At 63.4% G+C, this 25,666-nt stretch carries 28 protein-coding genes and 1 tRNA gene; 11 read left to right on the forward strand and 18 right to left on the reverse strand.

Annotation, left to right across the window (positions count from 1 at the left end; translation table 11 throughout):
- Window positions 1-1,068, forward strand: coding sequence for a sn-glycerol-3-phosphate ABC transporter ATP-binding protein UgpC (gene ugpC / locus NKH89_RS22030; protein WP_352483523.1), 1,068 nt, complete (start codon window positions 1-3; stop codon window positions 1,066-1,068).
- 22 nt (window positions 1,069-1,090) lie between these two features.
- Here the strand turns inward: ugpC and NKH89_RS22035 are convergent, their stop codons facing one another.
- From NKH89_RS22035 to NKH89_RS22045, 3 genes are all read right to left on the reverse strand, one after another.
- Window positions 1,091-2,173 (reverse strand): ABC transporter ATP-binding protein, encoded by a 1,083-nt coding sequence (locus tag NKH89_RS22035; protein ID WP_023721080.1) that lies wholly within the window; start codon window positions 2,171-2,173, stop codon window positions 1,091-1,093.
- Window positions 2,170-3,753 (reverse strand): ABC transporter permease, encoded by a 1,584-nt coding sequence (locus tag NKH89_RS22040; RefSeq protein WP_352483524.1) that lies wholly within the window; start codon window positions 3,751-3,753, stop codon window positions 2,170-2,172. The genes NKH89_RS22035 and NKH89_RS22040 overlap by 4 nt, the downstream gene beginning before the upstream one ends.
- 169 nt (window positions 3,754-3,922) lie before the next feature.
- Entirely contained in the window at window positions 3,923-4,930 is a 1,008-nt protein-coding gene (locus tag NKH89_RS22045; RefSeq protein ID WP_352909926.1) for an iron ABC transporter substrate-binding protein, read from the reverse strand.
- A gap of 202 nt (window positions 4,931-5,132) precedes the next feature.
- On the opposite strand from NKH89_RS22045, the gene NKH89_RS22050 reads away from it, so the two are divergent.
- The gene (locus NKH89_RS22050; protein WP_352483526.1) at window positions 5,133-5,675 is read left to right on the forward strand and encodes a sigma-70 family RNA polymerase sigma factor; all 543 of its coding nucleotides are present in this window, start codon (window positions 5,133-5,135) and stop codon (window positions 5,673-5,675) included.
- 1 nt (window position 5,676) lies between these two features.
- Window positions 5,677-6,315: an NrsF family protein gene (locus NKH89_RS22055; protein WP_352495609.1), complete on the forward strand. Its 639-nt coding sequence runs from the start codon at window positions 5,677-5,679 to the stop codon at window positions 6,313-6,315.
- Between the two features lie 9 nt (window positions 6,316-6,324).
- On the opposite strand, the gene NKH89_RS22060 is transcribed toward NKH89_RS22055, so the two are convergent.
- The 7 genes from NKH89_RS22060 to NKH89_RS22090 form a co-directional block, all read right to left on the reverse strand.
- Entirely contained in the window at window positions 6,325-7,203 is an 879-nt protein-coding gene (locus tag NKH89_RS22060) for a 3-hydroxybutyryl-CoA dehydrogenase (protein ID WP_023721073.1), read from the reverse strand.
- Between the two features lie 114 nt (window positions 7,204-7,317).
- Window positions 7,318-8,247 (reverse strand): electron transfer flavoprotein subunit alpha/FixB family protein, encoded by a 930-nt coding sequence (locus NKH89_RS22065; RefSeq protein ID WP_023721072.1) that lies wholly within the window; start codon window positions 8,245-8,247, stop codon window positions 7,318-7,320.
- A gap of 21 nt (window positions 8,248-8,268) precedes the next feature.
- Window positions 8,269-9,018 carry an electron transfer flavoprotein subunit beta/FixA family protein gene (locus tag NKH89_RS22070; RefSeq protein WP_023677947.1) on the reverse strand — a complete coding sequence of 250 codons (750 nt, stop codon included), beginning with the start codon at window positions 9,016-9,018 and terminating at the stop codon, window positions 8,269-8,271.
- Window positions 9,019-9,225: 207 nt separating this feature from the next.
- Window positions 9,226-10,029 (reverse strand): rhomboid family intramembrane serine protease, encoded by an 804-nt coding sequence (locus tag NKH89_RS22075; RefSeq protein WP_023721071.1) that lies wholly within the window; start codon window positions 10,027-10,029, stop codon window positions 9,226-9,228.
- A 25-nt stretch (window positions 10,030-10,054) separates the two neighbouring features.
- Window positions 10,055-10,636 carry a cob(I)yrinic acid a,c-diamide adenosyltransferase gene (locus NKH89_RS22080; protein WP_023721070.1) on the reverse strand — a complete coding sequence of 194 codons (582 nt, stop codon included), beginning with the start codon at window positions 10,634-10,636 and terminating at the stop codon, window positions 10,055-10,057.
- A 29-nt stretch (window positions 10,637-10,665) separates the two neighbouring features.
- Window positions 10,666-10,857: a twin transmembrane helix small protein gene (locus NKH89_RS22085; protein WP_023677950.1), complete on the reverse strand. Its 192-nt coding sequence runs from the start codon at window positions 10,855-10,857 to the stop codon at window positions 10,666-10,668.
- Between the two features lie 23 nt (window positions 10,858-10,880).
- Complete coding sequence (locus NKH89_RS22090) at window positions 10,881-11,747, reverse strand: SDR family oxidoreductase (protein ID WP_352909975.1); 867 nt, start codon at window positions 11,745-11,747, stop codon at window positions 10,881-10,883.
- A 57-nt stretch (window positions 11,748-11,804) separates the two neighbouring features.
- On the opposite strand from NKH89_RS22090, the gene NKH89_RS22095 reads away from it, so the two are divergent.
- Window positions 11,805-12,659 carry a YihY/virulence factor BrkB family protein gene (locus tag NKH89_RS22095; protein WP_031194564.1) on the forward strand — a complete coding sequence of 285 codons (855 nt, stop codon included), beginning with the start codon at window positions 11,805-11,807 and terminating at the stop codon, window positions 12,657-12,659.
- Here NKH89_RS22095 and NKH89_RS22100 read toward each other — a convergent pair.
- On the reverse strand, window positions 12,626-13,516 hold the full coding sequence (locus tag NKH89_RS22100) for a DMT family transporter (RefSeq protein WP_023721067.1): 891 nt from the start codon (window positions 13,514-13,516) through the stop codon (window positions 12,626-12,628). The genes NKH89_RS22095 and NKH89_RS22100 overlap by 34 nt on opposite strands.
- 145 nt (window positions 13,517-13,661) lie before the next feature.
- The gene (gene gluQRS / locus NKH89_RS22105) at window positions 13,662-14,537 is read right to left on the reverse strand and encodes a tRNA glutamyl-Q(34) synthetase GluQRS (protein WP_023721066.1); all 876 of its coding nucleotides are present in this window, start codon (window positions 14,535-14,537) and stop codon (window positions 13,662-13,664) included.
- A 124-nt stretch (window positions 14,538-14,661) separates the two neighbouring features.
- On the opposite strand from gluQRS, the gene NKH89_RS22110 reads away from it, so the two are divergent.
- Both NKH89_RS22110 and NKH89_RS22115 read left to right on the forward strand, forming a co-directional pair.
- Window positions 14,662-15,303, forward strand: coding sequence for a DNA-3-methyladenine glycosylase family protein (locus NKH89_RS22110; RefSeq protein WP_023721065.1), 642 nt, complete (start codon window positions 14,662-14,664; stop codon window positions 15,301-15,303).
- A gap of 129 nt (window positions 15,304-15,432) precedes the next feature.
- Window positions 15,433-15,990, forward strand: a complete 558-nt coding sequence (locus tag NKH89_RS22115; RefSeq protein ID WP_023677956.1) for an HNH endonuclease — start codon at window positions 15,433-15,435, stop codon at window positions 15,988-15,990.
- 230 nt (window positions 15,991-16,220) lie between these two features.
- Here the strand turns inward: NKH89_RS22115 and NKH89_RS22120 are convergent, their stop codons facing one another.
- Both NKH89_RS22120 and NKH89_RS22125 read right to left on the reverse strand, forming a co-directional pair.
- Entirely contained in the window at window positions 16,221-16,739 is a 519-nt protein-coding gene (locus NKH89_RS22120; RefSeq protein ID WP_023721064.1) for a disulfide bond formation protein B, read from the reverse strand.
- Window positions 16,740-16,768: 29 nt separating this feature from the next.
- The gene (locus tag NKH89_RS22125) at window positions 16,769-17,356 is read right to left on the reverse strand and encodes a YqaA family protein (RefSeq protein WP_352483530.1); all 588 of its coding nucleotides are present in this window, start codon (window positions 17,354-17,356) and stop codon (window positions 16,769-16,771) included.
- Between the two features lie 370 nt (window positions 17,357-17,726).
- Between NKH89_RS22125 and NKH89_RS22130 the strand changes: the two genes are divergently transcribed.
- The 4 genes from NKH89_RS22130 to NKH89_RS22145 all read left to right on the forward strand — a co-directional run bounded on the left by NKH89_RS22130 (window position 17,727) and on the right by NKH89_RS22145 (window position 22,274).
- Window positions 17,727-19,586 (forward strand): ABC transporter ATP-binding protein, encoded by a 1,860-nt coding sequence (locus tag NKH89_RS22130; protein WP_352483531.1) that lies wholly within the window; start codon window positions 17,727-17,729, stop codon window positions 19,584-19,586.
- Between the two features lie 358 nt (window positions 19,587-19,944).
- Window positions 19,945-20,472, forward strand: a complete 528-nt coding sequence (locus tag NKH89_RS22135; RefSeq protein ID WP_352789507.1) for a CPBP family glutamic-type intramembrane protease — start codon at window positions 19,945-19,947, stop codon at window positions 20,470-20,472.
- Window positions 20,473-20,630: 158 nt separating this feature from the next.
- Window positions 20,631-20,715: transfer RNA gene (locus NKH89_RS22140), tRNA-Leu, on the forward strand.
- Between the two features lie 299 nt (window positions 20,716-21,014).
- On the forward strand, window positions 21,015-22,274 hold the full coding sequence (locus NKH89_RS22145; RefSeq protein ID WP_352909930.1) for a hypothetical protein: 1,260 nt from the start codon (window positions 21,015-21,017) through the stop codon (window positions 22,272-22,274).
- On the opposite strand, the gene NKH89_RS22150 is transcribed toward NKH89_RS22145, so the two are convergent.
- The 4 genes from NKH89_RS22150 to NKH89_RS22165 all read right to left on the reverse strand — a co-directional run bounded on the left by NKH89_RS22150 (window position 22,267) and on the right by NKH89_RS22165 (window position 24,569).
- Entirely contained in the window at window positions 22,267-22,812 is a 546-nt protein-coding gene (locus NKH89_RS22150; RefSeq protein ID WP_352909932.1) for a hypothetical protein, read from the reverse strand. The genes NKH89_RS22145 and NKH89_RS22150 overlap by 8 nt on opposite strands.
- A complete protein-coding gene (locus NKH89_RS22155; protein WP_023721058.1) occupies window positions 22,812-23,405 on the reverse strand; it encodes a hypothetical protein in 594 nt (197 codons plus the stop codon). Before NKH89_RS22155 ends, NKH89_RS22150 begins: the two co-directional genes overlap by 1 nt.
- On the reverse strand, window positions 23,402-24,001 hold the full coding sequence (locus NKH89_RS22160) for a hypothetical protein (RefSeq protein WP_352909935.1): 600 nt from the start codon (window positions 23,999-24,001) through the stop codon (window positions 23,402-23,404). Before NKH89_RS22160 ends, NKH89_RS22155 begins: the two co-directional genes overlap by 4 nt.
- Before the next feature lie 136 nt (window positions 24,002-24,137).
- Complete coding sequence (locus NKH89_RS22165; protein WP_023721056.1) at window positions 24,138-24,569, reverse strand: winged helix-turn-helix transcriptional regulator; 432 nt, start codon at window positions 24,567-24,569, stop codon at window positions 24,138-24,140.
- Between the two features lie 147 nt (window positions 24,570-24,716).
- On the opposite strand from NKH89_RS22165, the gene NKH89_RS22170 reads away from it, so the two are divergent.
- The gene (locus tag NKH89_RS22170; RefSeq protein WP_352909938.1) at window positions 24,717-25,532 is read left to right on the forward strand and encodes an antibiotic biosynthesis monooxygenase; all 816 of its coding nucleotides are present in this window, start codon (window positions 24,717-24,719) and stop codon (window positions 25,530-25,532) included.
- The last annotated feature ends 134 nt before the right edge of the window (window positions 25,533-25,666 follow it).

Below are 25,666 nucleotides of genomic sequence, written 5' to 3' on the forward strand. Positions count from 1 at the left end.
ATGGCGACCGTCGATCTGAAGGATGTCAAGAAGATCTATCCCGGCGGCGTCGAGGCCGTGAAGGGCGTTTCCATCGCCATTCCCGACAAGGAGCTTTGCGTGCTGGTCGGCCCGTCCGGCTGCGGCAAGTCCACGCTGCTGAGGATGATCGCCGGGCTCGAGACGATTTCGGTCGGTACAGTCGCCATCGACGGCAAGGTGGTCAACGCCATTGGCCCGACCGAGCGCGACATCGCCATGGTGTTCCAGAACTACGCGCTCTATCCGCATATGAAGGTCTACGACAACATGGCCTATGGTCTGCGCAACCGCGGCACGCCGAAGGACGAGATAGACAGCAGGGTGCGCTCGACTGCCAAGGTGCTGGGGCTTTCGGGGCTGCTCGACCGGCGCCCGCGCGAGCTTTCCGGCGGTCAGCGCCAGCGTGTCGCCATGGGCCGCGCCATCGTGCGCAACCCGAAAGTCTTCCTGTTCGACGAACCGCTGTCCAACCTCGATGCGAAATTGCGCGGGCAGATGCGCGTCGAGATCAAGAATTTGCAGCGCTCGCTTGGCGTCACCTCGGTTTATGTCACCCACGACCAACTTGAGGCGATGACGCTGGCCGACATCCTTGTCGTCATGAACGCCGGCCTGGTCGAGCAGATCGGCGCGCCGCTCGACGTGTACGAGAAGCCGGCCTCGATCTTCGTTGCTTCCTTCATCGGCGCGCCGCCGATGAATCTGCTGGCCCTCACGGGGGCCTCTCCAGGCTCGGTACTGACGGACGGGACGGTGATTGGCTCGGCGCCTGGACAAAGCAAGGCGGTGACACTCGGCTTTCGTCCGGAGGATGCCGATATCACCTTCACGGCAGAGGCGCCGGCCGGCGCGCTCGCGTTGCCGGCGACAGTGGAAGCAGTCGAGCCGGTCGGTGCCGAAAGCTTTCTCCACTGCGCGGCAGCCGGCAGCCGTATCGTCGTGCGCGTCTCAGGCCGCGCCAGCGCCAAGCCAGGCGACCAATTGCGCGTCGTGGCCAGGTCTGAAAAGCTGCACTGGTTCGATCATGCCGGTAAACGGGTCGATTGAGGTCGGCCTTGCGCAAAACCGTTCAGGCAAACACATGCGCCTTGCCCGACACGGTCAGCCGGACGATCTCGCCGATCGCCGGCGCGTCCATTCCCGGCTTGCGCAGGATCAACGGCGTGTTGCCGATGGCGGCGGCATCGGGCGGATCGGGGCTGTTCAAGAGACGCACCGCGATCGTGCACATCGAGCCGGCGAATTCGGATTCCGTCACCTCGCCGAACAGCATGTCCGGCGTGCCGGACATGCCTTCACGCGATGTCCGTTTCAGCAGCACCTGCTCCGGCCGTAGCATGATGCGCGCGACGTCGCGCCGCTCCGTGCTGTCGACGGCAATGCGGCCGAGCGGCGAGGTGGCAACGCCATCGGCGATCCTGGCCGGCAGGACGATGGCGTCACCGAGGAACTCGGCGATCATCCGGTCCTTCGGCTTGAAATAGAGCTCGCGCGGCGTGCCGACCTGCGAGAATTTGCCGTCGCGCATCACCGCGACCTGGCTGGCGAATGACAGCGCCTCGGCCTGATCATGGGTGACCAGGATGGTGGTGATGCCGGCCGTTTCGAGGAGCTCGGCCACGGCCTTGCGCATTGAGGCGCGCAAGCCGGTGTCGAGCGCCGAGAACGGCTCGTCGAGCAGCATCAGCCGCGGCTTCATGGCCATGGCGCGGGCGAGCGCGACGCGCTGCTGCTGGCCGCCGGAGAGTTCGTGCGGGCGGCGCTTCAGGATCCCTTTGTCCAGCCCGACGACATAGGCGAGCTCGGCGATGCGCTCGCTCCGCTTTTCCTCGTGACGGCCCATGCCGAACCCGATATTGGCGGCGATGCTCAGATGCGGGAACAGAGCGCCGTCCTGCGCCACCAGCCCGATGCCGCGGCGATGCGCCGGCACGGCCGTGTCGCCATCGGCCAGCACCTCGCCATCGAGCACGATGCGGCCCTGGTCGGGCGCCTCGAAGCCGGCGATCAGCCGCAGCAAGGTGGTCTTGCCACAACCGGATGGCCCGACGATCGCCGTACGGCTGCCGCTGGCCACGCTGAGGTCGACGCCGGCAAGTGCTGCCACGGGGCCGTAGTGCTTGTGGATGCCGCTCAGCTCGAGAAAGCTCATCGCCCGGCCATCCGCTTCGACTGGACGTAGAGCAGCCAGGTCAAAGGCAGCGACATCGCCACCATGATCAAGGCATAAGGCGCCGCCGACGCATAGTCGATCTCGCCGCTATAGGACCAGAACGCCATGGCCAGCGTGCGGGTGCCGTTGGGCGCCAGCATCTGGGTTGCGGTCAACTCGTTCATGATGCCGAGCGCGACCAATGCCATGCCGGCCGCGGCACCCGGCGCCGACAGGCGGATGGTCGTCGACCACAGCGCCTTGAGCGGCGACCGGCCGAGGCTGGAGGCGGCGCGTTCGAGCTCGACCGGCGCCTGTGCGATCGACGCCCTGAGGCTAATCAGAGCGCGCGGCAGGAACATCAGCGCATAGGCGACCAGGATGGTGAACAGGGTCTGGTAGAGCGGCATGGCGATACGCACGGCGATGGTGACCAGCGCCAGGGCGATGACAACCCCGGGCAACGCGCCGACGATATAGTTGCAGCCCTCCAGGACGCGTTGCAGCCTTCCCGGCGCGCGGATCGAAATCCACGCCATCGGCATTGCCGCGACGGTGGCGAGCAGCGCGCCTGCAATCGCCAGGAACAGTGTCTGACCAAGCGCCAGGCCGATCTCGTCGAGCCGCCAGATATCGGCGCCGCCGGCCATGAGCCAGCGACCGATAGTGACGAACGGCACCCCGAGCGCCAGCAGCGTGGTAACAGCGGGCAGCAGCAGGCAAGGAATGGTGGCGCGCCCAAGGCTCGTGCGCTGCTGGTGGCGCGCAGCACCCGAGCCGACGCGGGCATAGCGCTCCTCGCCGCGCACCAGCACCTCCAGCCCGAGCAGCACGAAGCAGCAGGTCACCAGCACGCCGGCCAGCATGTTGGCGGCGGGACCGTTGAAGGTCGACTGAAACTGGTCGACGATCGCGGTGGTGAATGTATCGAAGCGGATGAACACGTAGAGCCCGTATTCGGCCAGGAGATGCAGGCCGACCAGCAGGGAGCCACCGCAAATGGCGAGCCGGAGCTGCGGCAGCACGACACGCCTGAACACGCGCCACGGGCCGAGACCAAGGGCTGCCGCTGCATCTTCGAGAGCGGGATCGAGCCGGCGCAATGCCGCCGCCACCGGCAGATAAAGGAAGGGGAAATAGGCGATGACGGACACAAGCACGCCGGCCCACAGGCCGTGCAGTCTGGGCACCATGGTGATCCAGGCGTAACTGTGGACGAAGGCGGGAATGGCGAGCGGCGCCACCGACAGCCAGGCCCATAAGCGGGCACCCGGCAGATCGCTGCGCTCCGTCAGCCAAGCCAGCGCCACCGACAGCACGATCGAGATCGGCACCGCCAGCACCACCAGCAGGCTGGTGTTGACCAGAAGCTCGCCGACGCGCGGCCTGAACACCAGCGCCGCCACCGTTTCCCAGCCGGTCTGCACCGCCACCCAGACGATGAAGGCAAGCGGCAGCAGCGCGAAAAGCGAGACAAAGACGGCAGCCAACGCAATCCATGAGACCGACCAACGACGTGCCCGCACGGCCGTGGTGTCGGCCGGCAAGCCTGAAGGTGCGAGATCGATCGCAGACTGCATCAGATCAGACGTTGCGCCGGGTCCGCCCGGAGGCGGAAACGATCGGCGGCCGACAATGTGGCGAGCAGCTTGTGGTCATGGGCAAATGCCATTTTGAAAACAGAGCGCTCCCGCGGAAAGCGAATTCCCACAGGAGCGCAGTCGGTTGCCCTTTTAGGACGAACGCCGGCTAAAGCAAGCCGGCCGCCGTCATCAGGTCGGTCACCTTTTTCGAGTTCAGCGCCGTCGGGTCGACTTTCGGCGCCTGCAGATCGGCCAGCGGCACCAGCTTCGGATTGGACTCGGCGCCCTTGCCGACTGCGTATTCGAACGAATCGCCGGTTTTCAGCACGTCCTGGCCGCCCTTGCCGGTGACCCATTTCAGGAAAGCATGGGCTTCCTTCGGGTGCTTGCTCGAGGCCAGCACACCGCCGCCGGAAACCGAGACGAAAGCGCCGGGGTCCTCGTGCTTGAAATAGTGCAACTCGACATTCTTGCTGTTCTCGCCGGTCTTGGCCTGATCGCCGTAGTAGTAGTAGTGATAGATCACGCCGCCTTCGACCTCGCCGGCATTGACCGCCTTCATCACCGTGCTGTTGCCCTTGTAGGCGGTAAAATTCTCTTTCATCGCCTTCAGCCAGTCGGCCGTGGCAGTCTCACCCTTGAGCTGCAGCAAGGCGCTGACGATCGCCTGGAAATCGGCGCCGGAGGGCGAAGCGGCCCAACGGCCCTTCCAGCTCGGATCGGCGAGATCGAGCAGCGATTTGGGCAGCTGGTCGGCGGTCAGCTTGGTCTTGTTGTAGGCAAAGACGGTGCTGCGCGCGGCAACGCCGACCCATTTGCCGCTCGCCGGCTGGTACTCCTGCGGAACCTGGGCCAGCGTCTCGGCGTTGACCGGCGCGAACAGGCCGGCTGTCTCGACCAGCACCATGGCCGGTGAGTTTTCCGTCAGGAACACATCAGCTGGCGAAGAGGACCCCTCAGCAACGATCTGATTGGAGAAATCGCTGTCGCCGCCGTTCCGGACGGTGACCTTGATGCCGGTTTCCTTGGTGAATCCTTCCGCCCAGGCCTTGGTCAGGTTTTCGTGCTGGGCGTTGTAGACGACGATGCCCTCGTCCTCGGCTAACGCCGGGCCGGCGATCAGGCTGATTGCAAGTGCTGTCGCACCGGCAAGGGCGGAAAGAGCATATTTCATGGCATCGTCCTCGATTTCGATGGTCTTTGGCTTGGTATGCTGCACCTATCAATACATGACTAGCGCAGTCAACATTGCTGGCCCGCTCAATCGCTCAAAAGGAGCAAACTTTCGTGATGCCCAGCTAATTTGCCTTGGACATTATTTCGCCGGCCACGTAACAAACCAGCGCCGAGACGCGAATATCGGGGAGTGAACTCTTGTGAGCGGCAAGGACGAAGCCGAGCTTTCCCGGCTGCTGCGGGCCGCAATCGCCGGAGACGAAAGGGCCTATGCCGACTTTCTGCACCGGATCGCCGCCCTCGTTCGTGGCTTTGCCCGGCGCAAGATCGTGCAGGGCGGGGTCGATCCCGAGGACGTCGTGCAGGAAACCTTGCTGGCCATTCATGTGAAACGACATACCTGGCGCCATGATGCGCCGGTGCTGCCTTGGGTTTATGCAATAGCCCGCTTCAAGCTGATCGATGCGTTCCGGCGGCGCGGCCGGCGGATCGAGATCGAGATCGACGAAATCGCCGAGACCTTTGCCGAGCCGGAATCGGAGACGATCAGCGAGCGCGACGTCAACCGGGCACTCGACTGCCTGTCGCCGGCGCAGCGTTCGGTCGTCTCGGCCGTGTCGGTCGAAGGCCGTTCGATCGGCGAGACGGCGGCGAAATTCGGCATCAGCGAGACGGCTGTGCGGGTGTCACTACACCGCGGGCTTGCCGCCATTGCCAAACGGTTCGGGGCGGGGCGGGAATAGCATGAGGACCGAAGATCTTATCAAGGCGCTCGATGCCGATGTCCGCAGCAAGGCGCTGCCGCTGGGCGCCGCCTGGTTGCTTGCAACCGGCGCGGCCATCGTGATCGCGGCCGCGGTTTTCTGGCTGACGATCGGCCCACGTCCCGACATCGCATTTGCCATGCACACGATGCGGTTCCTGTCCAAATTCGTCTTCACGATTGCTCTAGCCGTCAGCGCCTTTGCCCTCGTCCGCGCGCTGTCGACGCCCGGTGCATCGACAGGGCGGGCGGCGAGCTGGATGATCGCCGCGCCGCTGCTGGTGATTATGGCCGTGATTCTCGAACTCCTCGTCGTGCCTGTGTCCGACTGGGGCACGCGCCTGGTCGGCACGAACATGGTCATCTGCCTGACCTTCATTCCGTTGATCGGCATCGGCCCGCTTGCCGTCTTTCTCGCGGTGCTGCGCCATGGCGCGCCAACAAGGCCGGTGCTTGCCGGTGCGACCGCGGGCCTGCTTGCCGGCGGGCTGGCGGCGACCTTCTATGCAGCGCATTGCTTCGACGATTCGCCGCTTTTCGTCGGCACCTGGTATACGATCGCGATCGCCGGCCTTGCCGCGCTCGGGGCGGTCGGCGGACGGCTTTTCGTGCGCTGGTAGCGGTGGCGATCAGCGCGTCGGAACGGGATGCTCGCCGCGATAGTCGTAGAAGCCGCGCCCGGTCTTGCGGCCGAGCCAACCGGCCTCGACATATTTGACCAGCAGCGGGCAGGGGCGGTATTTCGAATCCGACAGGCCGTCATGCAGCACCTGCATGATCGACAAGCAGGTATCCAGCCCGATGAAGTCGGCAAGCTGCAGCGGCCCCATCGGATGGTTGGCGCCGAGCTTCATGGCGGTATCGATGGCGTCGACCGAGCCGACACCTTCATAGAGCGTGTAGATCGCCTCGTTGATCATCGGCAGCAGGATGCGGTTGACGATGAAGGCCGGGAAATCCTCCGAGACGGTGATCGTCTTGTCGAGCTGCTTCACATAGGTTTTTGCTGCCTCGAAGGTCTGGTCCTCGGTGGCGATGCCGCGCACCAGCTCGACCAGCTTCATCACCGGAACCGGGTTCATGAAATGTATGCCGATGAAGCGTTCCGGGCGGTCGGTCTGCGAAGCCAGCCGGGTGATCGAGATCGACGAGGTGTTCGTCGCCAGGATGGCCTCGGGGTTGAGCTGCGGGCAGAGCTGAGCATAGATCTTGCGTTTGACTGTCTCGTCTTCGGTCGCCGCTTCGATCACCAGATCGGCGCCCGCAAGGTCGGCCATGGCCGGCGCCGCGGAAATGCGCGCCATCGCCTCGTTGCGCAGCTTTTCCTCAAGTTTGCCGGAGCCGACCTGACGGGCCATGTTGCCGCTGACCGTAGCAATGCCCTTTTCGATGCGGTCGGGCGAAATGTCGTAAACCAGCACCTTGTAGCCCGCCAGCGCCGATACATGGGCGATGCCGCCACCCATCTGGCCCGCGCCGATGATGCCGATCGTCTCGATCTTGCTCATTACCCGATCCCGTCAAGGCCTTTGCGGCCTGCTTTTTGTGCAGTGCAAACTAAAAGGGCGGGGCGACTTCGTCTACCCCACCCCGCAGAATTTAATACGCTTTGGCAGAGGGCGTCAAAGCGCCTTTTGCAGTTCCGGCAGAATGACGAAGAGGTCGCCGACGAGGCCGTAGTCGGCGACCTGGAAGATCGGCGCTTCCTCGTCCTTGTTGATGGCGACGATGACCTTTGAATCCTTCATGCCGGCAAGGTGCTGGATGGCGCCGGAGATGCCGACGGCAATATAAAGATCGGGCGCCACCACCTTGCCGGTCTGGCCGACCTGCCAGTCGTTCGGCGCATAGCCGGCATCGACCGCGGCGCGAGATGCGCCGACAGCCGCACCGAGCTTGTCTGCGACCGGCAGGATGACCTCCTGGAACTTCTCGGAGGAGCCCAGCGCACGGCCGCCCGAAATGATGATCCTGGCCGAGGTCAGCTCCGGGCGGTCGGTCTCGGACAGCTTGTTCTCGACAAAGCTCGACAGGCCGGGATTGGCTGCCGCCTGAACCGTCTCGACCGGCGCGGAACCGCCCTCGGGTGCTGCCTGAAAGGAAGCAGTGCGCACGGTGATGACCTTCTTGGCGTCGCTCGACTGCACGGTCTGGATGGCGTTGCCGGCATAGATCGGCCGCTTGAAGATGTCGGGCGACACGACTTCGATGATTTCCGATATCTGGGCGACATCGAGCAGGGCCGCGACGCGCGGCGAGACGTTCTTGCCCGACGAGGTCGCCGGCGCAATGATCGTGTCGTATGGCTCAGCAAGCGAAATGACGAGCGCCGCCAGCGGTTCGGCGAGACGCTCGGTCAGTTCGTCGGCGTCGGCGAGCAGCACCTTGGTGACGCCCTTGAGCTTGGCGGCGGCGTCCGCTGCCGGCTTGGCGCCCTTGCCGGCAACCAGCACATGCACGTCCGAACCGATCTGCAGCGCCGCGGAAAGCGCCTTCGCGGTCTGGTCGGAAAGCGTCGCGTTGTCGTGTTCGGCAATCAGAAGAATTGTCATTTTTGTTGTCCCTTCCTGGCCTTACAGCACGCCGGCTTCGTTTTTCAGCTTGTCTACCAGTTCGGCGACGCTCTTGACCTTAACGCCCGCCTTGCGGCCGCCCGGCTCCTCGGTCTTGATCACTTTCAGCCGCGGCTTGACGTCGGCGCCGTAGTCGGCAGGGCTCTTCTCGTCGAGCGGCTTCTTCTTGGCCTTCATGATGTTGGGCAGCGACGCGTAGCGTGGCTGGTTCAGCCGCAAATCGGCCGTGACGATTGCCGGCATCTTCAGTTCCAGCGTCTGCAGGCCGCCATCGACCTCGCGCGTCACCGTGGCCTTGTCACCGTCGAGCACGATCTTGGAGGCGAAGGTGCCCTGCGCCCACCCGAGAAGTGCAGCCAGCATCTGGCCGGTCTGGTTGGAATCATCGTCGATCGCCTGCTTGCCGAGAATGACCAGGCCGGGCTGTTCTGCCTCTACGACCCCCTTCAGCACCTTGGCGACGCCCAGCGGCTCAGTCTGCTCGTCGGTCTTGACCAGGATGGCGCGGTCGGCGCCCATGGCGAGCGCCGTGCGCAAGGTCTCCTGTGCCTGTTGCGGCCCGATCGACACGACGATGATCTCTTCGGCCTTGCCCGCTTCCTTCAGCCGGATCGCCTCTTCCACCGCGATCTCGTCGAACGGGTTCATCGCCATCTTGACGTTGGCGAGTTCCACCGCCGAACCGTCCGCCTTCACCCGGACCTTGACGTTTGCATCCACAACCCGCTTCACGGGCACAAGGATCTTCATTTGCCTGTCACCTCTTTCACGATAGTCTCTTCACGCTCGTCGGGCGCGCTATAGCAGCGTGCACCTCTTCAGAGTTGTCGAAAGCCGACATTCCGGACGGAATTCTGGTCTCGCCACGCCAGTAGGGTGGCGCTTCCGTAGTTGCGGCGACCCCGCCCGTCAATATCCCGGGCGCACTCGGATCCTCGGCAAAGCATTCAAATCGGTTCAGTCCGGCCCGGAAACGCTTCCCCGGCCCCAGCGCGGCGCCGGCTGGGCGGGCGGCAGATCGCTTGCCGGCGGCTCCACGGCAATGGGCGCCGGCCCGGCGACTACGGCTGGCTCCTCGTCGGCGCCGGCGAGTAGCGGCACGCCGCGGCTGCGCAAGACAAGCACCAGCACGGCTCCGGCGATGATGCCGCCGATGTGGCAGGCCCAGGAGACCTGGTCCTCGCCACCCTGGGCAAACATGAAGATCTGGAACAGAATCCACAGGATGAGCGGGATGAAGGCCGGGATGCGCAACGGGATGCGGGCGAAGACCAGCACCCATACCTTCACCCGCGGATAAAGGATCAGATAGGCGGCGACGACACCGGCGATGGCGCCCGACGCGCCGATCAGCGGCACTTGCGAATCCCAGGCCACCAAGCCCTGGAAGAAAGCGCCGGCAATGGCGCAAAGCAGGTAGAAGACGAGATAGCGGACATGGCCGAGCGCATCCTCGACATTGTCGCCGAACACCCACAGGAACAGCATGTTGCCGCCGAGGTGGAAGATATCCGCGTGCAGGAAGGAATAGGTCAGATAGCTCAGGCTCTCCGGAATGACGACAAATTGCGGAGCGAGCTCGACGCTGTCATGCACAACCGACGGGATGAAGCCGAGGCCCAATACCGCGGCGTTGGCGAAGTCCTCGCCGCCAAGTGTTGTTACAAAATAGATCAACACATTGAGCGCGATCAGGCTGATCGTCACATATTGCAGCTTGATGTGCCGCAGCCGGTTGGTGTCGTAAAGCGGGATGAACATCGGGCCTCTCCCGCTTCCGGCGGATTCAGCGGTTCTTGCCGGGAACCCATAGCACGTCGGCATTTCCATTGTCATTGACCGCGCGTGCGGCAACGAACAGAAAGTCCGAGACACGGTTGATGTATCTTATCGCCTCGCGGTTGACGTGCTCGTCTGGATCTTGTGACAGCGCCACCATGATGCGCTCGGCGCGGCGGGCCACCGTGCGGGCGAGGTGAAGGGCAGCCGCTGCCGGCGTACCGCCGTTGAGCACGAAGGATTTGAGCGGCTCAAGGTCCTTGTTGAGGAGGTCGATGTCCTGTTCGATGCGCTCGGTCTGCGAGGCGATGATGCGCAGCGGCTCGTAGTCGAGCGGCTTGCCATTATCGGGGACTGCCAGATCGGCGCCGAGATCGAAAAGATCGTTCTGGATGCGGCCGAGCATCGCATCGATCGCCGGATTTACCGCCGCTGTATGGATGCGAGCCATGCCGATGCAGGCATTTGCCTCGTCGACCGTGCCGTAGGCGTCGATGCGAAGGTCGGATTTCAGCCGCCGCTCACCAGAACCGAGGCCGGTGGTGCCATCGTCGCCGGTGCGGGTGTAGATCTTGTTGAGCTTGACCACGGGTTACCTCCCGGCTGCCGGCCGGTGCGTCACTTACGGGTGAAATACACCGCCAGCATTATCAGCACCAAGGCCACGAACTGCAACAGCACGCGCGTCTGCATCAGCTTGTTGGAGGTCATGCTGGAGCCGCCGCGCATCATGTTGATGAGGCCGCGGATCAGCACGATCACCACGGCGACCATGACGAGAACAGCGAGGATGTTGAAGACAGTTGCCATGGTGTGTTCCAGTTGGATTGCGTTCAGGCGCGTTTGGCGAGCAGACGATAGAGTAGCGAAGACGGCAGGATGCGTTTAAGGATCGCGCCGATCCTGGCCGGCACAGTTACCACATAATGCGGGCGCGGGCGCCGCGACAGAAGCGCATGGCGCAAGGCGGCATAAACCACCTCTGGCCCGGGCTTCAGCCGCGATGTGCTGCCGCCGGCCCGCAGCCGTTTGAGTTGCACAGCATAGGCGAGGCGATGGACTGAGTTCTCGTGATCGATGTTCGCAAGGAACCAGGGGAGGCTGTTGCTGGCGATCTTCGATTTCACCGCCCCCGGCTCGATCAGCGAAACATGGATGCCGCTGCCGAGGAGTTCTTGATAAAGGGACAGCATCAGCCCCTCGACGGCGTGCTTCGATGCCGAGTAAGCGCCACGGAAAGGCAGCGGCGCGAGGCCGAGGATCGATGAGCAATGAACGAGACGACCATGGCCCTGGCGGCGCATCACCGGTACGACACGGCGAGTGAGATCGTGCCAGCCAAAGACATTGGCCTCGAACTGCTGCCGCAAAGCTTCGACCGCCAGGTCCTCGACGGCACCGGGCTGCCCGTAGGCGCCGTTGTTGAAAAGGGCATCGAGCCGGCCGCCGGTCCGCTCCAGCACCGACGCCACCAGCGCCTCGATCGATCCGGGCTCGGTGTAGTCCAGATAAAAGGCCTCGATGCCGTCGGCCTCGAGCGTAGCGATATCTTCCGGCTTTCGGGCCGTTGCGAACACCCGCCAGCCTTCCTTCCTAAGAGCATGGGCGCAATAGGCGCCTATTCCGGAAGAGGCACCGGTGACAATGATGGTGCGCAACTCTTCTTCGGGAGGAATGGTGGTTTGACCGAGGGTTGTCATTTGCCGCAAACCCTTCCCATATTCGCGGCGTCGGGACAATCGAAGGGAACGCGGTTCTTGTTGCGGAAGATCGTAGCCCTCAAACGCGTGCTCTACGACGCGCTCGGCCATTTCAACACCGACGACGGCTGGGCAATGGCCAGCCATCTGGCGATCACCGCGCTGATGGCGCTTTTTCCTTTCCTGATCTTCGCCACGACGCTGGCGAGTTTTTTCGGCGCGCAGGCTTTCGCCGACACCGCCGTGCACCTTGTGTTCGACACATGGCCCGAGCAGATCGCCAAACCGATCGCGCGCGAAGTGCTCAACGTGCTTACCGTCAGGCGCAGCGACCTGTTGACCTACGGTATCGTGCTTGCCGGATACTTCGCCTCGAACGGCATCGAGGCGCTGCGCACCTCGCTCAACCGCGCCTATCGTGTCTCAGAAACGCGCGGCATCATCTACCGGCGGGTGCAGAGCATCATCTTCGTGCTGATCGCGACGGCCGGGTTTTTGGCGATCAGCGTGCTGCTGGTCTTTGCGCCATTGCTGGCGCGGCTGGCCGAATCTCATCTTGAATGGATAAAACCCTATATGGGCACGATCACCCTCTGGCGTTACGTCATCGCCTCGGTCGTCATCATCGGCGGCCTGTTCGCCGTGCATTTCTGGTTGCCGGCCGGCAAGCGCCGGTTCGTTTCGATCGTGCCTGGCATTATCTTCACGCTAGTCGGCTGGCTCATCGGGTCGACCATCTTCGCCGCCTATCTCGACCATTTCTCGTCCTATGTGACGACCTATGCCGGCCTCGCCTCGATCATGATCGCCGTTGTCTTCCTCTACATCGTCTCGGCGATCTTCATCCTCGGCGGCGAGCTCAACGCCGCGATCAGCCGCTATTTGGAGGCGCGCGCCCGCGTCGGTGGCTGAGCCGTCGCCAGCCCGACGCCGAGCGTCGCGATGGCCATGCCGGCGATCTGGAGTGGGCTCAGCTGCTCGCCGAACAATGTCCAGGCGATGACCGCGGTGACGGCCGGCACGAGGTAAAACAGCGAGGCGACCTTCGACATCTCGCCGTCGCGGATCATTACCATCAACAGGAAGATGGCACCGATCGACAGCACCAGCACGAGCCAGGCCGTGGCGAAGATCAGTTCGCCGTTGACGATCACCGTTCGGGTCTCGAAGGCGAGCGAGGCCAGAGCCATCACCGATGCGCCGCCGACATATTGCCAGAACGTGGCAGCCACCAGATCGCCGCCGGAGGCGAAACGCTTCTGCCAGATCGTGCCGGCGCTCATGCCGAGTACGGAGACCAGCGAGGCGCCCAATGTTTCGGCGGTCACGCCGCCGCCGAGCGCGCCGAGCTTCGGCCAGAGCACGATTACCACGCCGATCAACCCGAGGCCGAGACCGGCCCAGTGACGCGGCAGGATGGCCTCGCCCAGAAGCCGGCCGGCGAGCACTGCCGTGATCAGCGGCTGCAGGCCGACGATCAGGGCTGAAAGCCCTGCGGGCATGCCCCGGTGGATGGCCCAGAACACGCCGCCGAGATAGACCCCATGCATCAGGATGCCGGCGCCGGCCGCGTGCAGCGCCTCGTCGCGGGTGGCGCGGCTCGAACCAAGCGCGGCCATCAACGCGACAAGCAGGATTGCGGCCAGGACAAAGCGCGCAGCCAGGAAAGTAAAAGGCTCGGCCCACGGCATGGCATAGCGCGCGCCGATGAAGCCGGTCGCCCACAGGACGACGAAAGAGGCGGGGATGAACCGCTTGAGGCTGTGCATTTTCCGGAGGCCGCGGTGAATTCGGGTGAGGGATCGACTGCGGCGATTGCTTAATGCCGTTCGGGCCGGCAAGCAAAACCAAACGGTTGATCCATAGAGTCATTTGAATTGAAGGAGCGCCGTTGATGGCCGTCGGCTCACCGGTCTAAAGACCGACCAGCCGCCTGACATCGTCGGGCGAGGCGCCCGCCTTACACTGGGCGGCAAGGCCGGTATCGCCAAGACTCTTCGACAGTTTTCGTCCATCCGGGCCGAGGATCAGGCGATGGTGGAAATAGGCCGGCTGCGGCAGGCCAAGCAGTTGCTGAAGCAGCCGCTGCACGCTGGTCGCGGAATAAAGGTCCTGGCCGCGCACGACATGGCTGACGCCCTGCAGCGCGTCGTCCAAGGTGACGGCGAGATGATAGCTGGTCGGGATTTCGCGGCGCGCCACGATCACGTCGCCCCAATCCTGCGGTCGGGCCTCGACATGACGCGTCCCAGAGAGCGTCTCGTCCGTGTATTCGGCCCATGTCAGGTCCCTGCCGACCCGCGCCATTGCCGCATCGACGTCTAGCCGCCAGGCAAATGGTGCACCTTCGACGATGCGCCGCTTACGCTCGCTGGCCGGCAGCGCCTTGTCGGCGGCGGGATAGAGGGGCACGCCGTCCGGGTCGCGCGGCCAGTCGCGACCGCGCTTTTCGCTGTCGGCGATGAAGGCGCGGATCTCACTTCTGCTCATGAAGGCTGGATAGACAAGCTCCTCTTCGATCAGACGCTCGAGCATAGCCTGATATTCGGCAAAATGCTCGGACTGGCGGCGCACCGGTTCCTCCCAGCCAAGCCCCAGCCATTTCAGGTCGCGAAAAATGCCCGCCTCGAATTCCGGCGTGCAGCGTGTCGTGTCGATGTCCTCGATGCGCAGCAGCAGGCGTCCGCCCGCCGCCTTGGCCATTTTCTGGTTGAGCAGTGCCGAATAGGCGTGGCCGAGATGCAATTCGCCATTCGGGCTCGGCGCGAAGCGGAATGTCAGCAGTGTCATTGTCCGGCGGCAATCGGGTTGTGCGGCGCTTTCGCCAATTGCTACTTTGCGCCGGCAGCGTCGCGCGTCCAGAGGGACGCGTGACGAAGCGTGTGCGGCACTTTTGATTTTGGAACAAGCAGACATGCAACGCATCGCCAACCTTGACGACATTGTAGAAGGCCTGGACGCGCTGTGCCTGCTAGATCCGCGCCTGGACAAGGTGCGCGGCATGGCCGGCGAGGTGCCGCTCAGGCTGTCGGAGCCGGGCTTCAGGAGCCTTGCCTCGATCGTCGTTTCGCAACAAGTGTCCCGCGCGAGCGCCGATGCCATCTTCGGCCGGCTGACGAAACTGCTCGATCCGCTGACGCCGCAGGCGATACTAGCCGCCGATGAGGCGGTCTTCCGCGAGGTCGGGCTGTCGCGGCCCAAGCAGCGCGGCCTGATTGCCGTCGCCCAGGCGGTGGCCGACGGGCTCGACCTCGATCACCTCTGCCAACTCGATGCGACGGTAGCGATCGCTGCCATGACCAAGGTGCCGGGCATCGGCCCGTGGACGGCTGAAGTCTACCTTTTGTTTGCCGCCGGACACCCAGATATCTTTCCGGCGCGCGATGTTGCGTTGCAGAGCGCGGTCGGCCATGCACTCGGCATCGAGCCGCGTCCGCCGGAGAAAATGCTGATCCGGCTTGCCGAATCATGGAGCCCGTGGCGCGGTGTCGCATCGCGGCTTTTCTGGGCTTATTATCGCGAATTGAAGGGCAGGGATGCCGCGCCTCCGGCCTGAATCCGCAAAAAAGCATTGAAATCATGCGTTTTTGAGACCCGGCATGATCGACAATCCGCTTCACATCCCTGTCATGTCGGGCTTACAGTATCCGCGTCGACCGGTTCTAGGGTGAAGGAGGTCAACGACGTGACGGTTGCCGTATCTCCGGATGGGCTTCCAGCGCTGGTGCTGAATGCGGATTACCGTCCGCTCAGCTATTACCCCCTGTCGCTCTGGTCCTGGCAGGATGCCATCAAGGCGGTGTTCCTCGAGAGGGTGAACATCGTCGCCGAATACGAACACGCCGTGTCTTCGCCGACCTTTTCGATGAAGCTGCCGAGTGTCGTCAGCCTGAAGGCCTACGTGAAGCCGTCGAGGCATCCGGCGTTTACCCGGTTCAACGTCTTCCTGCGCGACCGTTTCCAGTGCCAATATTGCGGCACGCCGGACGATCTGACGTTCGACCATGTCATTCCGCGCCATCGCGGCGGCGCCACGACCTGGGAGAATGTCGTCGCTGCCTGCTCGCCCTGCAATCTGAGGAAGGGCGGCATGATGCCGGCCCACGCCAAGATGTGGCCGCTGCAGAAGCCCTACCAGCCGACGGTGCATGATTTGCATAATAACGGCCGGCTGTTCCCGCCCAACCATCTGCACGAAAGCTGGATGGATTATCTGTACTGGGATGTCGAACTGGAGCCTTGAGATCATCCGATAATTCGGGAGGCTGGCCGTCTGAAGCGATTTTCTGCGCTTCCGGCCTTCGCCGGCCGAAGCATTCATGAGCGGTCGTGGTGTGGTAGTTAAGGCTACGGCTGGCGTAGGCTGGTGCTCACGTACTTTAGTACGCTCCGCTCCGGTTCTCGATAATCACTTGATACGACTCAGCCTGCCGAATTCTTGAATAATCTCGCGTCGGCGCAAGGGTGAACCGCTCAATCGCGGGCAAAGGCGCTGCGGAAGGCGACGACTGCCAGGACAAAGCTGGCGATGGCGTTCCAGCCGGCCAAGGACAGGCCGAGGATGCGGAGCGCCGCCTTGTCGCAGGAGGGCGGGACGAATTTGTCGAGCGCGTCGAGCACGCCCTTGCCGCCGGTGTCCACCGGTCCGGCGGCTGCGGTGCAATCGGTCGGGCCCGGCCACCACGCCCATTCGACGCCGGAGTGATAAACGCTGAGATAGAGGCCGTAGAGCATCAGCAGGCCGCCAATGGCCAGCAGGCCACGACTTATCCAGGCGGGCGCCTTAAGGGCCGACGCAAGCACCGCCAGCAGCATCAAGGGCACGCCGACATAGTAAGGGGTGCGCTGCTCGAGGCAGAGCTTGCAAGGGATGTAGCCGCCAACATACTGGAAGGCCAGCGCCGAGCCGACTGTGGCGGCCATGGCGACGGCGAGGAACAGGGCGGTGCGCAGCCGCTGGCGTCCGGTATCGGCATTCACGGTCGCTGTCATCGGAATCAGTCCATTCGGTTCGATGCCGTTCAGACGGCGTATTTGACGACGATATAGAGCAAAATCAGGGCAGCGGCGCCGGCGCCCGCAATGTGGCCAAGGCGCTTTTCGATGAAGTGGCGGATCGGCTCGCCATAGCGGCGCAAGAGCCAGGCGAGAAACAGGAAGCGAGCTCCGCGCGCAACGATTGCCAGCACGATGAACAGCAGCAAAGGAACGCCGATGACGCCGGACAGGATTGTCACCACCTTGATCGGCGGCAGATGGGCGAGGCCGGAGGTGACCAGCATCAGGATGATGAAGCCAACACCCGACGAGACGCGCATCGCCTCGAACTCGTCATATTTGCCGTAAAATTCGAGGATCGGCCGCGCCACCGCGTCATAGGCGTAGTGCCCGATGAACCAGCCGGCGATGCCGCCCAGCACCGAGGCGACGGTGGCGACCAGCGCGTAACGATAGGCGCGATCCGGCCGCGAAAGCGCCATCGGCAGATAGAGCACGTCGGCCGGCACCAGGAACACCGAGCTCTCGACGAAGGCGATGAAGGCCAGCCACCATTCGGCCGATTTGCTGGCCGCCAGCGACAAGGTCCAGTCGTAAAGTCCGCGAAGCATCGGCACTCCTAATGCACGCCCAAACCGGTAGTGGTCTTGGGTCACGACATGTACAAACAAGACTTGGAAGCGCGCCGTATCAATCTCGTCGGACAAGGTGCGCTTCAATGACATGCGCCGCCTGTCTAGAAAGATTTTCCGCGCTGCACAATGGCAGCTGCTTCACGAAATCGAAAGGCTGAGGCTTGAGCGAGCCCAGATGTCGGGATTTGGCCAGTTGACGACCAGGCCATGGCATCGAGCACCTGCCCGCCTGAAGTGCGTCAAGGCAATATCTAATAAATCGTGGGTTTTCCCGTCGAACACGATCCGTGTTTAAATACGGCGATTTTTGTCACATCCTGTCTTTCCATCCGCCCTTTGCGCCGCCATGACGTTCTCCGATTTCATTTACCGCCCCTTTGAGACGCTCATCCGTCCGCTGGATATTCCACCCGGGCCGCTGCCAGCGAGCGGGCCGTTTGCGCTGCTCCTGCATTTCGCGAGGATGTTCCGCGGCACTCTTGCGGCCATTACCGTCTTGATGATGGCGATCGAGGGGATCAACCTTGCGACGATCTGGGGGGCCTCGTTCGTCGTCGACGGGGTGAGCGCGAAGGGCGCGGCGGTTTTCCTGCACGAGGACTGGCCGACGCTGGTCGTGCTCGGCGTGCTGGTTTTCCCCGTGCTGCCGTTGCTCATCTTCCTGGGCAATGCGCTGAACTCGCAGACGGTGGCCGTATGCATGCCGGCGGCGATGCAATGGCAGGGCCACAAGGCGGTGGAACGCCAGGACCTTGCCTTCTTCCACGATCTCTTCGCAGGTCAGGTTGCGTCGCGCATTTCGCAAGTCGCATCCGCCGTGCAGCAGCAGATCGTCGTGGCCTTTTACAGAATACCGCTGTTTCTGGTGCAGCTCGTCGGTTCGCTCGTTCTGCTTGGCGCGTTATCCTGGCCGCTGGCGCTTCCGGTGTTCGTCTGGATCGCCGCCAACATCGCCATTGCGGTGGTGGCGGTGCCCCAATATTCCGAACGCTCGCGCCGCTCGGCGCGGGGGCGCAGCCTTGTTGTCGGCGCCATGACCGACCTCTACAGCAACATCCAGATGGTCAAGCTGTTTGCGGCGGAAGACAGCGAGGCGGGCGCAATGCGCACCGTCATGGAAAACGCCATCGAGACCCAGCAGCGCGAAAGGCGCATCTATCTGACGACCGACATGGGCGTCGTCCTGCTCAATGTTGCGCTCTTTCTCACCAACGTTGCCATAGGGCTCTGGGGATTTGTCGCCGGCTTTGTCACGATTGGCCAGTTCGCCGCATCGATCGCCATCGTTCAGCGGCTCAATGCCAACTCCCGTGCCTTCCTGCAGATGGGCCAGCAGATTTTCCAGGCGGTGGGCACGATCCGCGACGCAATGCCGGTCGTGACGACGCCGCCGACTATAAAAGACGCGCCGAACGCCAACCCGCTCGACGTCACGGCCGGCGAAGTCGAGTTCAAGAACATCCAGTTCGAATACCGCGAGGGCCAAAGGGTGATCGAAGACCTGTCGCTCACCGTGCGCGCAGGCGAGAAGGTCGGGCTCGTCGGCCTCTCCGGGGCCGGCAAGTCGACCCTTGTCAGCCTGCTCCTAAGGTTCTTCGAGCTGAAGGGCGGCGCGATCCTGATCGATGGACAGGATCTCCGCAGCGTGACCCAGGCCAGCCTTCGGGAGAGCATCGGCGTCGTCACCCAGGACGTCTCGCTGCTGCATCGCTCCGTCGGCGACAACATCCGCTACGGCCGGCCCGATGCCCCGCCGGAGGCGTTGGAGCACGCCGCGCTGCTGGCCGAGGCCGACGGCTTCATCGCCGATCTCAGAGATGCTGAAGGCCGCACCGGCTACGACGCTTTCGTCGGCGATCGCGGCGTGAAGCTTTCCGGCGGCCAGCGCCAACGCGTCGCGATCGCCCGGGTGTTGCTCAAGGATGCGCCAATCCTGGTTCTCGATGAGGCGACGTCCGCACTGGACAGCGAAGCCGAGGCGGCGGTCCAGTCCAAGCTCGCGGTTCTGATGGAGGGCAAGACCGTGATCGCCATCGCCCATCGCCTGTCGACCATTGCCAGGATGGACCGGATCGTCGTCCTCGACAAAGGCCGCATCGTCGAGGAGGGAAAACCATCGGCGCTGTTGGAACGCGACGGGCTCTATGCCCGACTGTGGAAGCGTCAGACCGGCGGCTACATTGCCGACGCCATCGAGGAGATGTGAGCCGCCCTCGGTGATGATGTTTTGCTCATGGCCGGCTCGACACATTCTGCTTTCACTCCAGAAACCGGAATTGGCTGAACTCGTTTCCACGGTAGCGTTCGGAAGCCGATCATGAGCGAAGCCACAGTCCCGAACTCCCGTGCCGCTATTCTCGAGCGGCGATCTGCCGGCGTGCTGACATGGTCCGGCCCCGCCTTGATGTTGTTCGCGCGCTCGGCGTTCGCTGTTGCCGCGCAGGGCCTGGTTGCGGCCATTTATGCAGCGCACGGTTCGGCAACGCCCTGGCGCGACGCAGGGGCTTGGCTGCCGGCATACGGCAGTTTGATCGACGCGGGCTGCCTTGGTCTCCTGTGGTGGCTTGCACGGGCGCGAGGGCATCACGCTGCTCGATTTTATCAGCTTCGATCGCAAACGCTTGGGGCGCGATCTGTTGTTGGGCGTCGCGCTCATCCTCCCGAGCCTCGTTTTCATCTACGGTGGGATCATCGCCAGCAGCCTGTTGGTCTACGGCAACCCTGATGCACTGCAAATATACGGACCTTTGCCGCTCTTGCCTGCGCTTTACGGGGTGCCGATCTTTCCGTTGGTCTGGGGCATTACGGAGCAGACCACCTATAACGGCTATCTTCTGCCGCGTTTCCAAGTCTTGTCGGGAAGCACGGGATTTGCCGTTGCCGTCGTAGCGTTTTCCTGGTCGTTTCAGCACGCCGTGATGCCGCTGACGCCACACTTCATGCTCTACCGGCTCTTGGCGCCTATCGCCCATTCGACATTCATCACCCTCGTGTACCTGCGCGTGCGCCGCATCCTGCCGCTGGCGACGGCGCATTGGCTCATGGATGGGGTGTCAGCATTCATCGGCATTCTGTGGCCGCTGTTGAGGTAGAAGGGTTCAAACGGGCTGAGATGCCCACTATGGACCGAAGCCTCCGATCGACGAAATCGAAAGCCTGGGCTTGGGCTAGATAGGGTCTCGGGAATTGGCCAGTTGACGAACAGGCCTCCAACCGTATAGTCCGCGCCCATCCAGGCCGCCCGGCCTGAGCCCCTATGGCGGAATTGGTAGACGCGCTCGACTCAAAATCGAGTTCCGCAAGGAGTGCTGGTTCGATCCCGGCTAGGGGCACCATTTCTTAAATTCCCACGCCACTTCTTATTAAACCCAAGGGCGTCGGTGGGATCGTCCACGACGCCCTCGACGGCATCGAATGGTTGCGTCTTGCCTGTTGCCGCAAGCTGCCCAAGCTTCCGCTGAACGGTGCGCGGACTAGACCCAAGCGCAATTGGGCGTTCCTCACCACCGCAATCGGGCGTGCTGCGGTCCCCGCCATCACGAGGGATGCGCCGCCAACTCCGCGGTCAGCTGGTATAGCCGAACCGGACATTCCGTGGATTGAGGCGCCGGTCTTGCTCGGCTATGCACATGGCATGACAACGACCGACGATATTGTCAGGCCTCTTTCCCTTACCGTGGGTCTTATTGCCCGCTTCTGGCCGCAACTGCTGCTTCTCGGCGCCATCGGCTATGTAGCGCGCGACCTCCTGCTCAACGCGGCAGTCACGGTGGGCCTCGTCAATCCCCTCGGCGGGATGGTTGTGCTTTCGCTGGTGGTGCTGACGAAGCTTCTGGTCATCGTGGCGATGTTCGTCGCCCTGCGTCCGGGACTGCCGGCACTCGCCTCGCTTCGCCAAATGTCGGCAAGCGGTGCGAAACAGGAGAAAACATCCCAGCCCGCCGACCACTTGCTGGCGGTGACCGCGGCCGCCATCTTGCCCTTCTTCGCCTATTACGCCGCATGGGGATTCCTCGGCGACAGTGTGCGAGAATATTCGCGGCTGGCGCTCGAACGCATTCCGCTGGGAGAAAGCGCCGACATATTCGGCCTGCTGCGCTCCAGCGGCCTCATTGCGTCGATTGTCGGCTGCTGGTTGGTCCGCTGGTTCGCGAAGCGCATGAACAAAGGCGCGCGCAGGCCTTACTGGCGGCTGCTCGTCGTGGCGGCGGATGCAAGCTGGATTTTTATCGGGCTCTATGCGCTCGATATCTGGAAGGACGAGTTCATCACCTGGATCGGGGCTAGTGCGTTGCGCAGCGAACTCAGCATGGGCGCAGGATCGCTTGTCCTGTCGATCGCCGCTCACGCTGCCGAAGGCTTCACGCCGGCCGAGTTCAGGCAGCCCGGCATCCTGGAACAGGCGCAAAGCCTGTTCTTCTATGCGCTTCTGCCAATGGTCTGGCTGGTCATGGCGGCGATCATCAACGGCTACGAGCTGACGGCCGCTTCGGCAGCGGCCGCGCCGCCGCCGTCGCGCGGGTCCACCTGGCGCAAATGGTTGAGCGACTTCATCACGCATTTCCTCGGCGGCTACCGCTCGCGCTATGCGCCGATTTGGGCCTGTCTCAAGCTCACGCTCGGCGCAGGACTCGCGACGCTGCTCACCTTCGTCGTCGCCTACCGGCTGATCGGCTGGCTTTGCGCCTGGCTGTGGTTTGGCGCGACGCGGACGCTCGGCGCGCCAGACCTCGATAGATGGCAGGTCGTCTTCAGCTTCGCCAGCGTGTTCATCGGCAGTCCGAGCGATCTTGACGGCGGCATAGTGCTCGACGCCTTGAGGATCGCGCTGCTGGCGGCGGTGCTTGAATTTGCGGTGGCGGCGCAACGGCAGCCGCTGAGGGTCGCTACCTGAAGAGCAGATGGCGCGGCCTGGCGTTCGCCAGCGTGACCGACAGCGCAAGGCCGCTTGCCGTCGCCGGAATGACGAAAGTCTCGGCCATGCGCGCCGTGCCGCGCGTGCCGGCGCCCTGGAAGGCCAGCCCGCCGCAGCGGGGCTTGTCGGCTGCCTCGGGCTGCATCTTGCGCACGACGGGCCGGGTCAGGAAGGCAGGCAGCCAGCGGCGGCCTTCGGCGTCTGTGAGCACAACGGCGCAGGGGCTTTCTGCAAGGAGACCAAGATCCTCGATCCTCGCCTCGAATTCGGCCAGCACGACGGCTTCATCTGCCGAGCCGCCGGGCAGGCGCGACAGCGTTGTCAGCCGCCATTCGGCCCCGGCGTAGCGCTGCGACTCACCCCTGTCGACCGCGATCGGGTCGCGGTCGCTACCGGATCGCCATGCCTCCAGGCTTTCCCAGGAATGCACCAGCACTGCAGCCGGCAGGGCGAAGCCCAGCCCAGCAAGGCTCAGCCAGTAGCGGCGTCTCTCGGCACGGGAAATGGCCTCCGCCATCACTCGGTCTCCAGCGTCCAAGGCATCGGGCCATCGCTCCGGCGGATCGTCACGGCGCCAGGGATGTCGCCCACCGCAAGTTCGGTGATTGCCACCCGGACCTCTTCACCCAGCGGTGTGAATGCCGATGGCGCGACCAGCACGGTTCCGCCCGCAAGTTCGTTTTCCGGGACTTCGAAAGCCATGAGCACGGGCTTTGGCAGTCCCGGCTCCAGCCGCTCTGCCGGCAGCATTGCCGGCATGGTGGAAATGCGCTGGCTGAGAGAATAGCGCAACCCGCTCGGGCCGAGCCATTCGGCGGAGGTCAGGGTCAGGCTCTCGCGTTTTGCTTCGGCGGCGGCCTCGACCAGGACCCAGACCCCGGAAGTGGTGTAGGTCCGGGTCTGGCCAAAGCGCTCGATCCTTACGGTACGCGCGAGATGCACGTCGCCGACGGCCAGCGCGAAGGCGCGTGCGTCGGTGCGCTTACCCTGCTCGCCAGCAATCGAGACGGGCGAGGTGATGTTGCTGTAGAGCGGGGTAGTCCGCTGCATTGCGTAGAGGATCGCCGCCGCGAAGATGATCGCGCCGGTTTCCTTGAGACCTGTTCTCATTGCCCCGGCCCGACGACCATTTCGGTCTTTACCGGCAATGCCACGATCGCGACCGGATCGCGATCGAACCAGCCCGAGCCGCCGTAGAGATTGTCACGCCGCTTGTAGATCTGGCTGCCCACCACGAGACGCAGATCCTGCGGCAGCGGCTGCGCCTTCGGCCACTCCCAGGCGGCGATCATGTGTTCCGGTATGCCGGGATGGACGCCGCTTGCGATCCATTTGTCGCGTGCAAGATAGAAGGCCGGCGCCTGCACGTCCGTGATCGGCGGGTCGATGTCAAACATGGACGCGAAGGCGTTGCTGGTCGCTGCCGAGCGGTTGTCGAGGTCGAATTCGACCATCAAAAAGGTCTTCGGCTGGGACGGCTCGGTTCCCGTCGGCGGAACCCTGCCGGTTCGGGCACCGCGAAACGTAATAACCCAGCGCCCGGTGTCGATGGGCTCGCCGGCTGCGACCGTTGGAGTTGGCCGCGAGTTGGATGCTTCATACACCGTCATTGCGAATGACGCGGCGGCCGCCGCGAGGCCACCAAGGCCGGCGACGAGAAACGCAAAAAGACGCTGCCGCAAAGTCGATCGCTGTCCGACGGACATGTTTCCTCCCGCGGACTATCCACCAGACCCGAGCCACAGATGCAACCTGGAGAGGTGAGCTATGCGGTAACATTTATGGCACAATTCGAAACAGCTTCGTCTTGGATCGTGCTGCGGGCCGGACCCGCCGCCGTGCCTAGCGGAGGGCCGCCACGACGTCGGCGAAATCGGCCCGCTTGCCATTGTCGGCGCGGCGCAATTGCACCTCGACGGGCCTGCCGTCGGATTGGTCGCAGTAGAAGATGGGTCCGGGCCGCACCCATTTGTCGCCCCACTCGGTCAGCGCGATGATGACCGTTTTGAATTCCAGCCCCTTTCGGGTCAGGACGTATTCGGCCTGCTCGCCGGCGGCACCCGGACGACGGTCCATCAGGCCGGCCTCGACGAAATCCTCGAGGCGCTTGGCCAGGATGTTGGTGGCAATCCCCAGGCTCTTCTGGAATTGCGAAAAGCGCGTGTAGCCGCCGAACATCGCGTCGCGCAGGATCAACAGGCTCCAGCGCTCGCCGACCAGCTCCAGGGCGCGTGAGGCCGAGCAGTTCTGTTTTTCATAAAGACGACCAAGCATGGCGTGAACATACCCTGTTGACTTGCATCATGCAAGTATGCATTGTGCTTGCATGATGCAAGCGATGGAGCTCGAGAGAGCGTCGCTCACTTCATCGCCCGAGACTTGGATGCCCATCAACCGTCGGATCCAGACAGGAGATATGTCATGAAAAAGGATGAAGATTACACGACGTCATTTGTCGTTGAGCAAAGCCCGGAAGAGGTTTTTGCGGCGGTTGTCAATCCGCGCGCCTGGTGGTCCGAAGACATCGACGGCGATACCAACAAGCTCGGTGCGATATTCTACTATCACTTCAAGGATATCCACCGCGGTACCTTCAAGGTTACGGAGCTTGTGCCCGGCAAGAAGGTCGTCTGGCACGTCGTCCAGAACTACTTCAACTTCGTCAAGGATGCGACCGAGTGGACCGGCACGGACGTGGTCTTCGAGATCGCGCCGACCGACAAGGGTACCGAGCTGCGCTTCACCCATGTCGGGCTGAAGCCGAGTGAAGAATGCTACGACGTCTGCCATGACTCCTGGCGCTTCTATGTCGCGAGTCTTCGCGACCTGATTTCGACGGGCAAGGGGCAGCCCAACAAGGGCGAAGAGAACGCCAATCCAACGGTCGTGCCGCAAAACGAGAACATCGGCCTCGAGCGCAAGACAGCGAGCGATGGCGCCGAGATGATCGTCATGACGACGGCAGCGGCGAAGCCCGGCATCGAGAGCAAGGTGCGGGATGCCCTGCGGGACGTAGCCGGCGCGGCCCGCAAGCAAAGCGGATGCATCGACTACAGCGTCTTTCGCTCGGAGGCAGAGCCGAACGTTACCATCTGCGTCGAGCGCTGGGCATCGAAGCAGGAGCGCGACGCTTTTCTGGGCTCGGCGGACGCGAAGAATTTCGTTTCGGCCATAACCGGCGCCTTCCTGGAGCGGCCTTCGCCGATCTCCTACACGACATTGGAAGTCGGGTCCTGATTGCAAGGGTTCGCCCGGCGACGGTGCCGGTGCCGGCTGCCCTGGAGCAATGCAATGGGGGACGGCATCCAAGCATGGAACAGAAAATTATAACCTACTTGCATGATGCAAGAACGAATGGCTTGCATTCATGC

Origin of the sequence: Mesorhizobium sp. M0923, assembly GCF_040319365.1 — a bacterium.
In the GTDB taxonomy this organism is placed as follows: Bacteria; Pseudomonadota; Alphaproteobacteria; order Rhizobiales; family Rhizobiaceae; genus Mesorhizobium.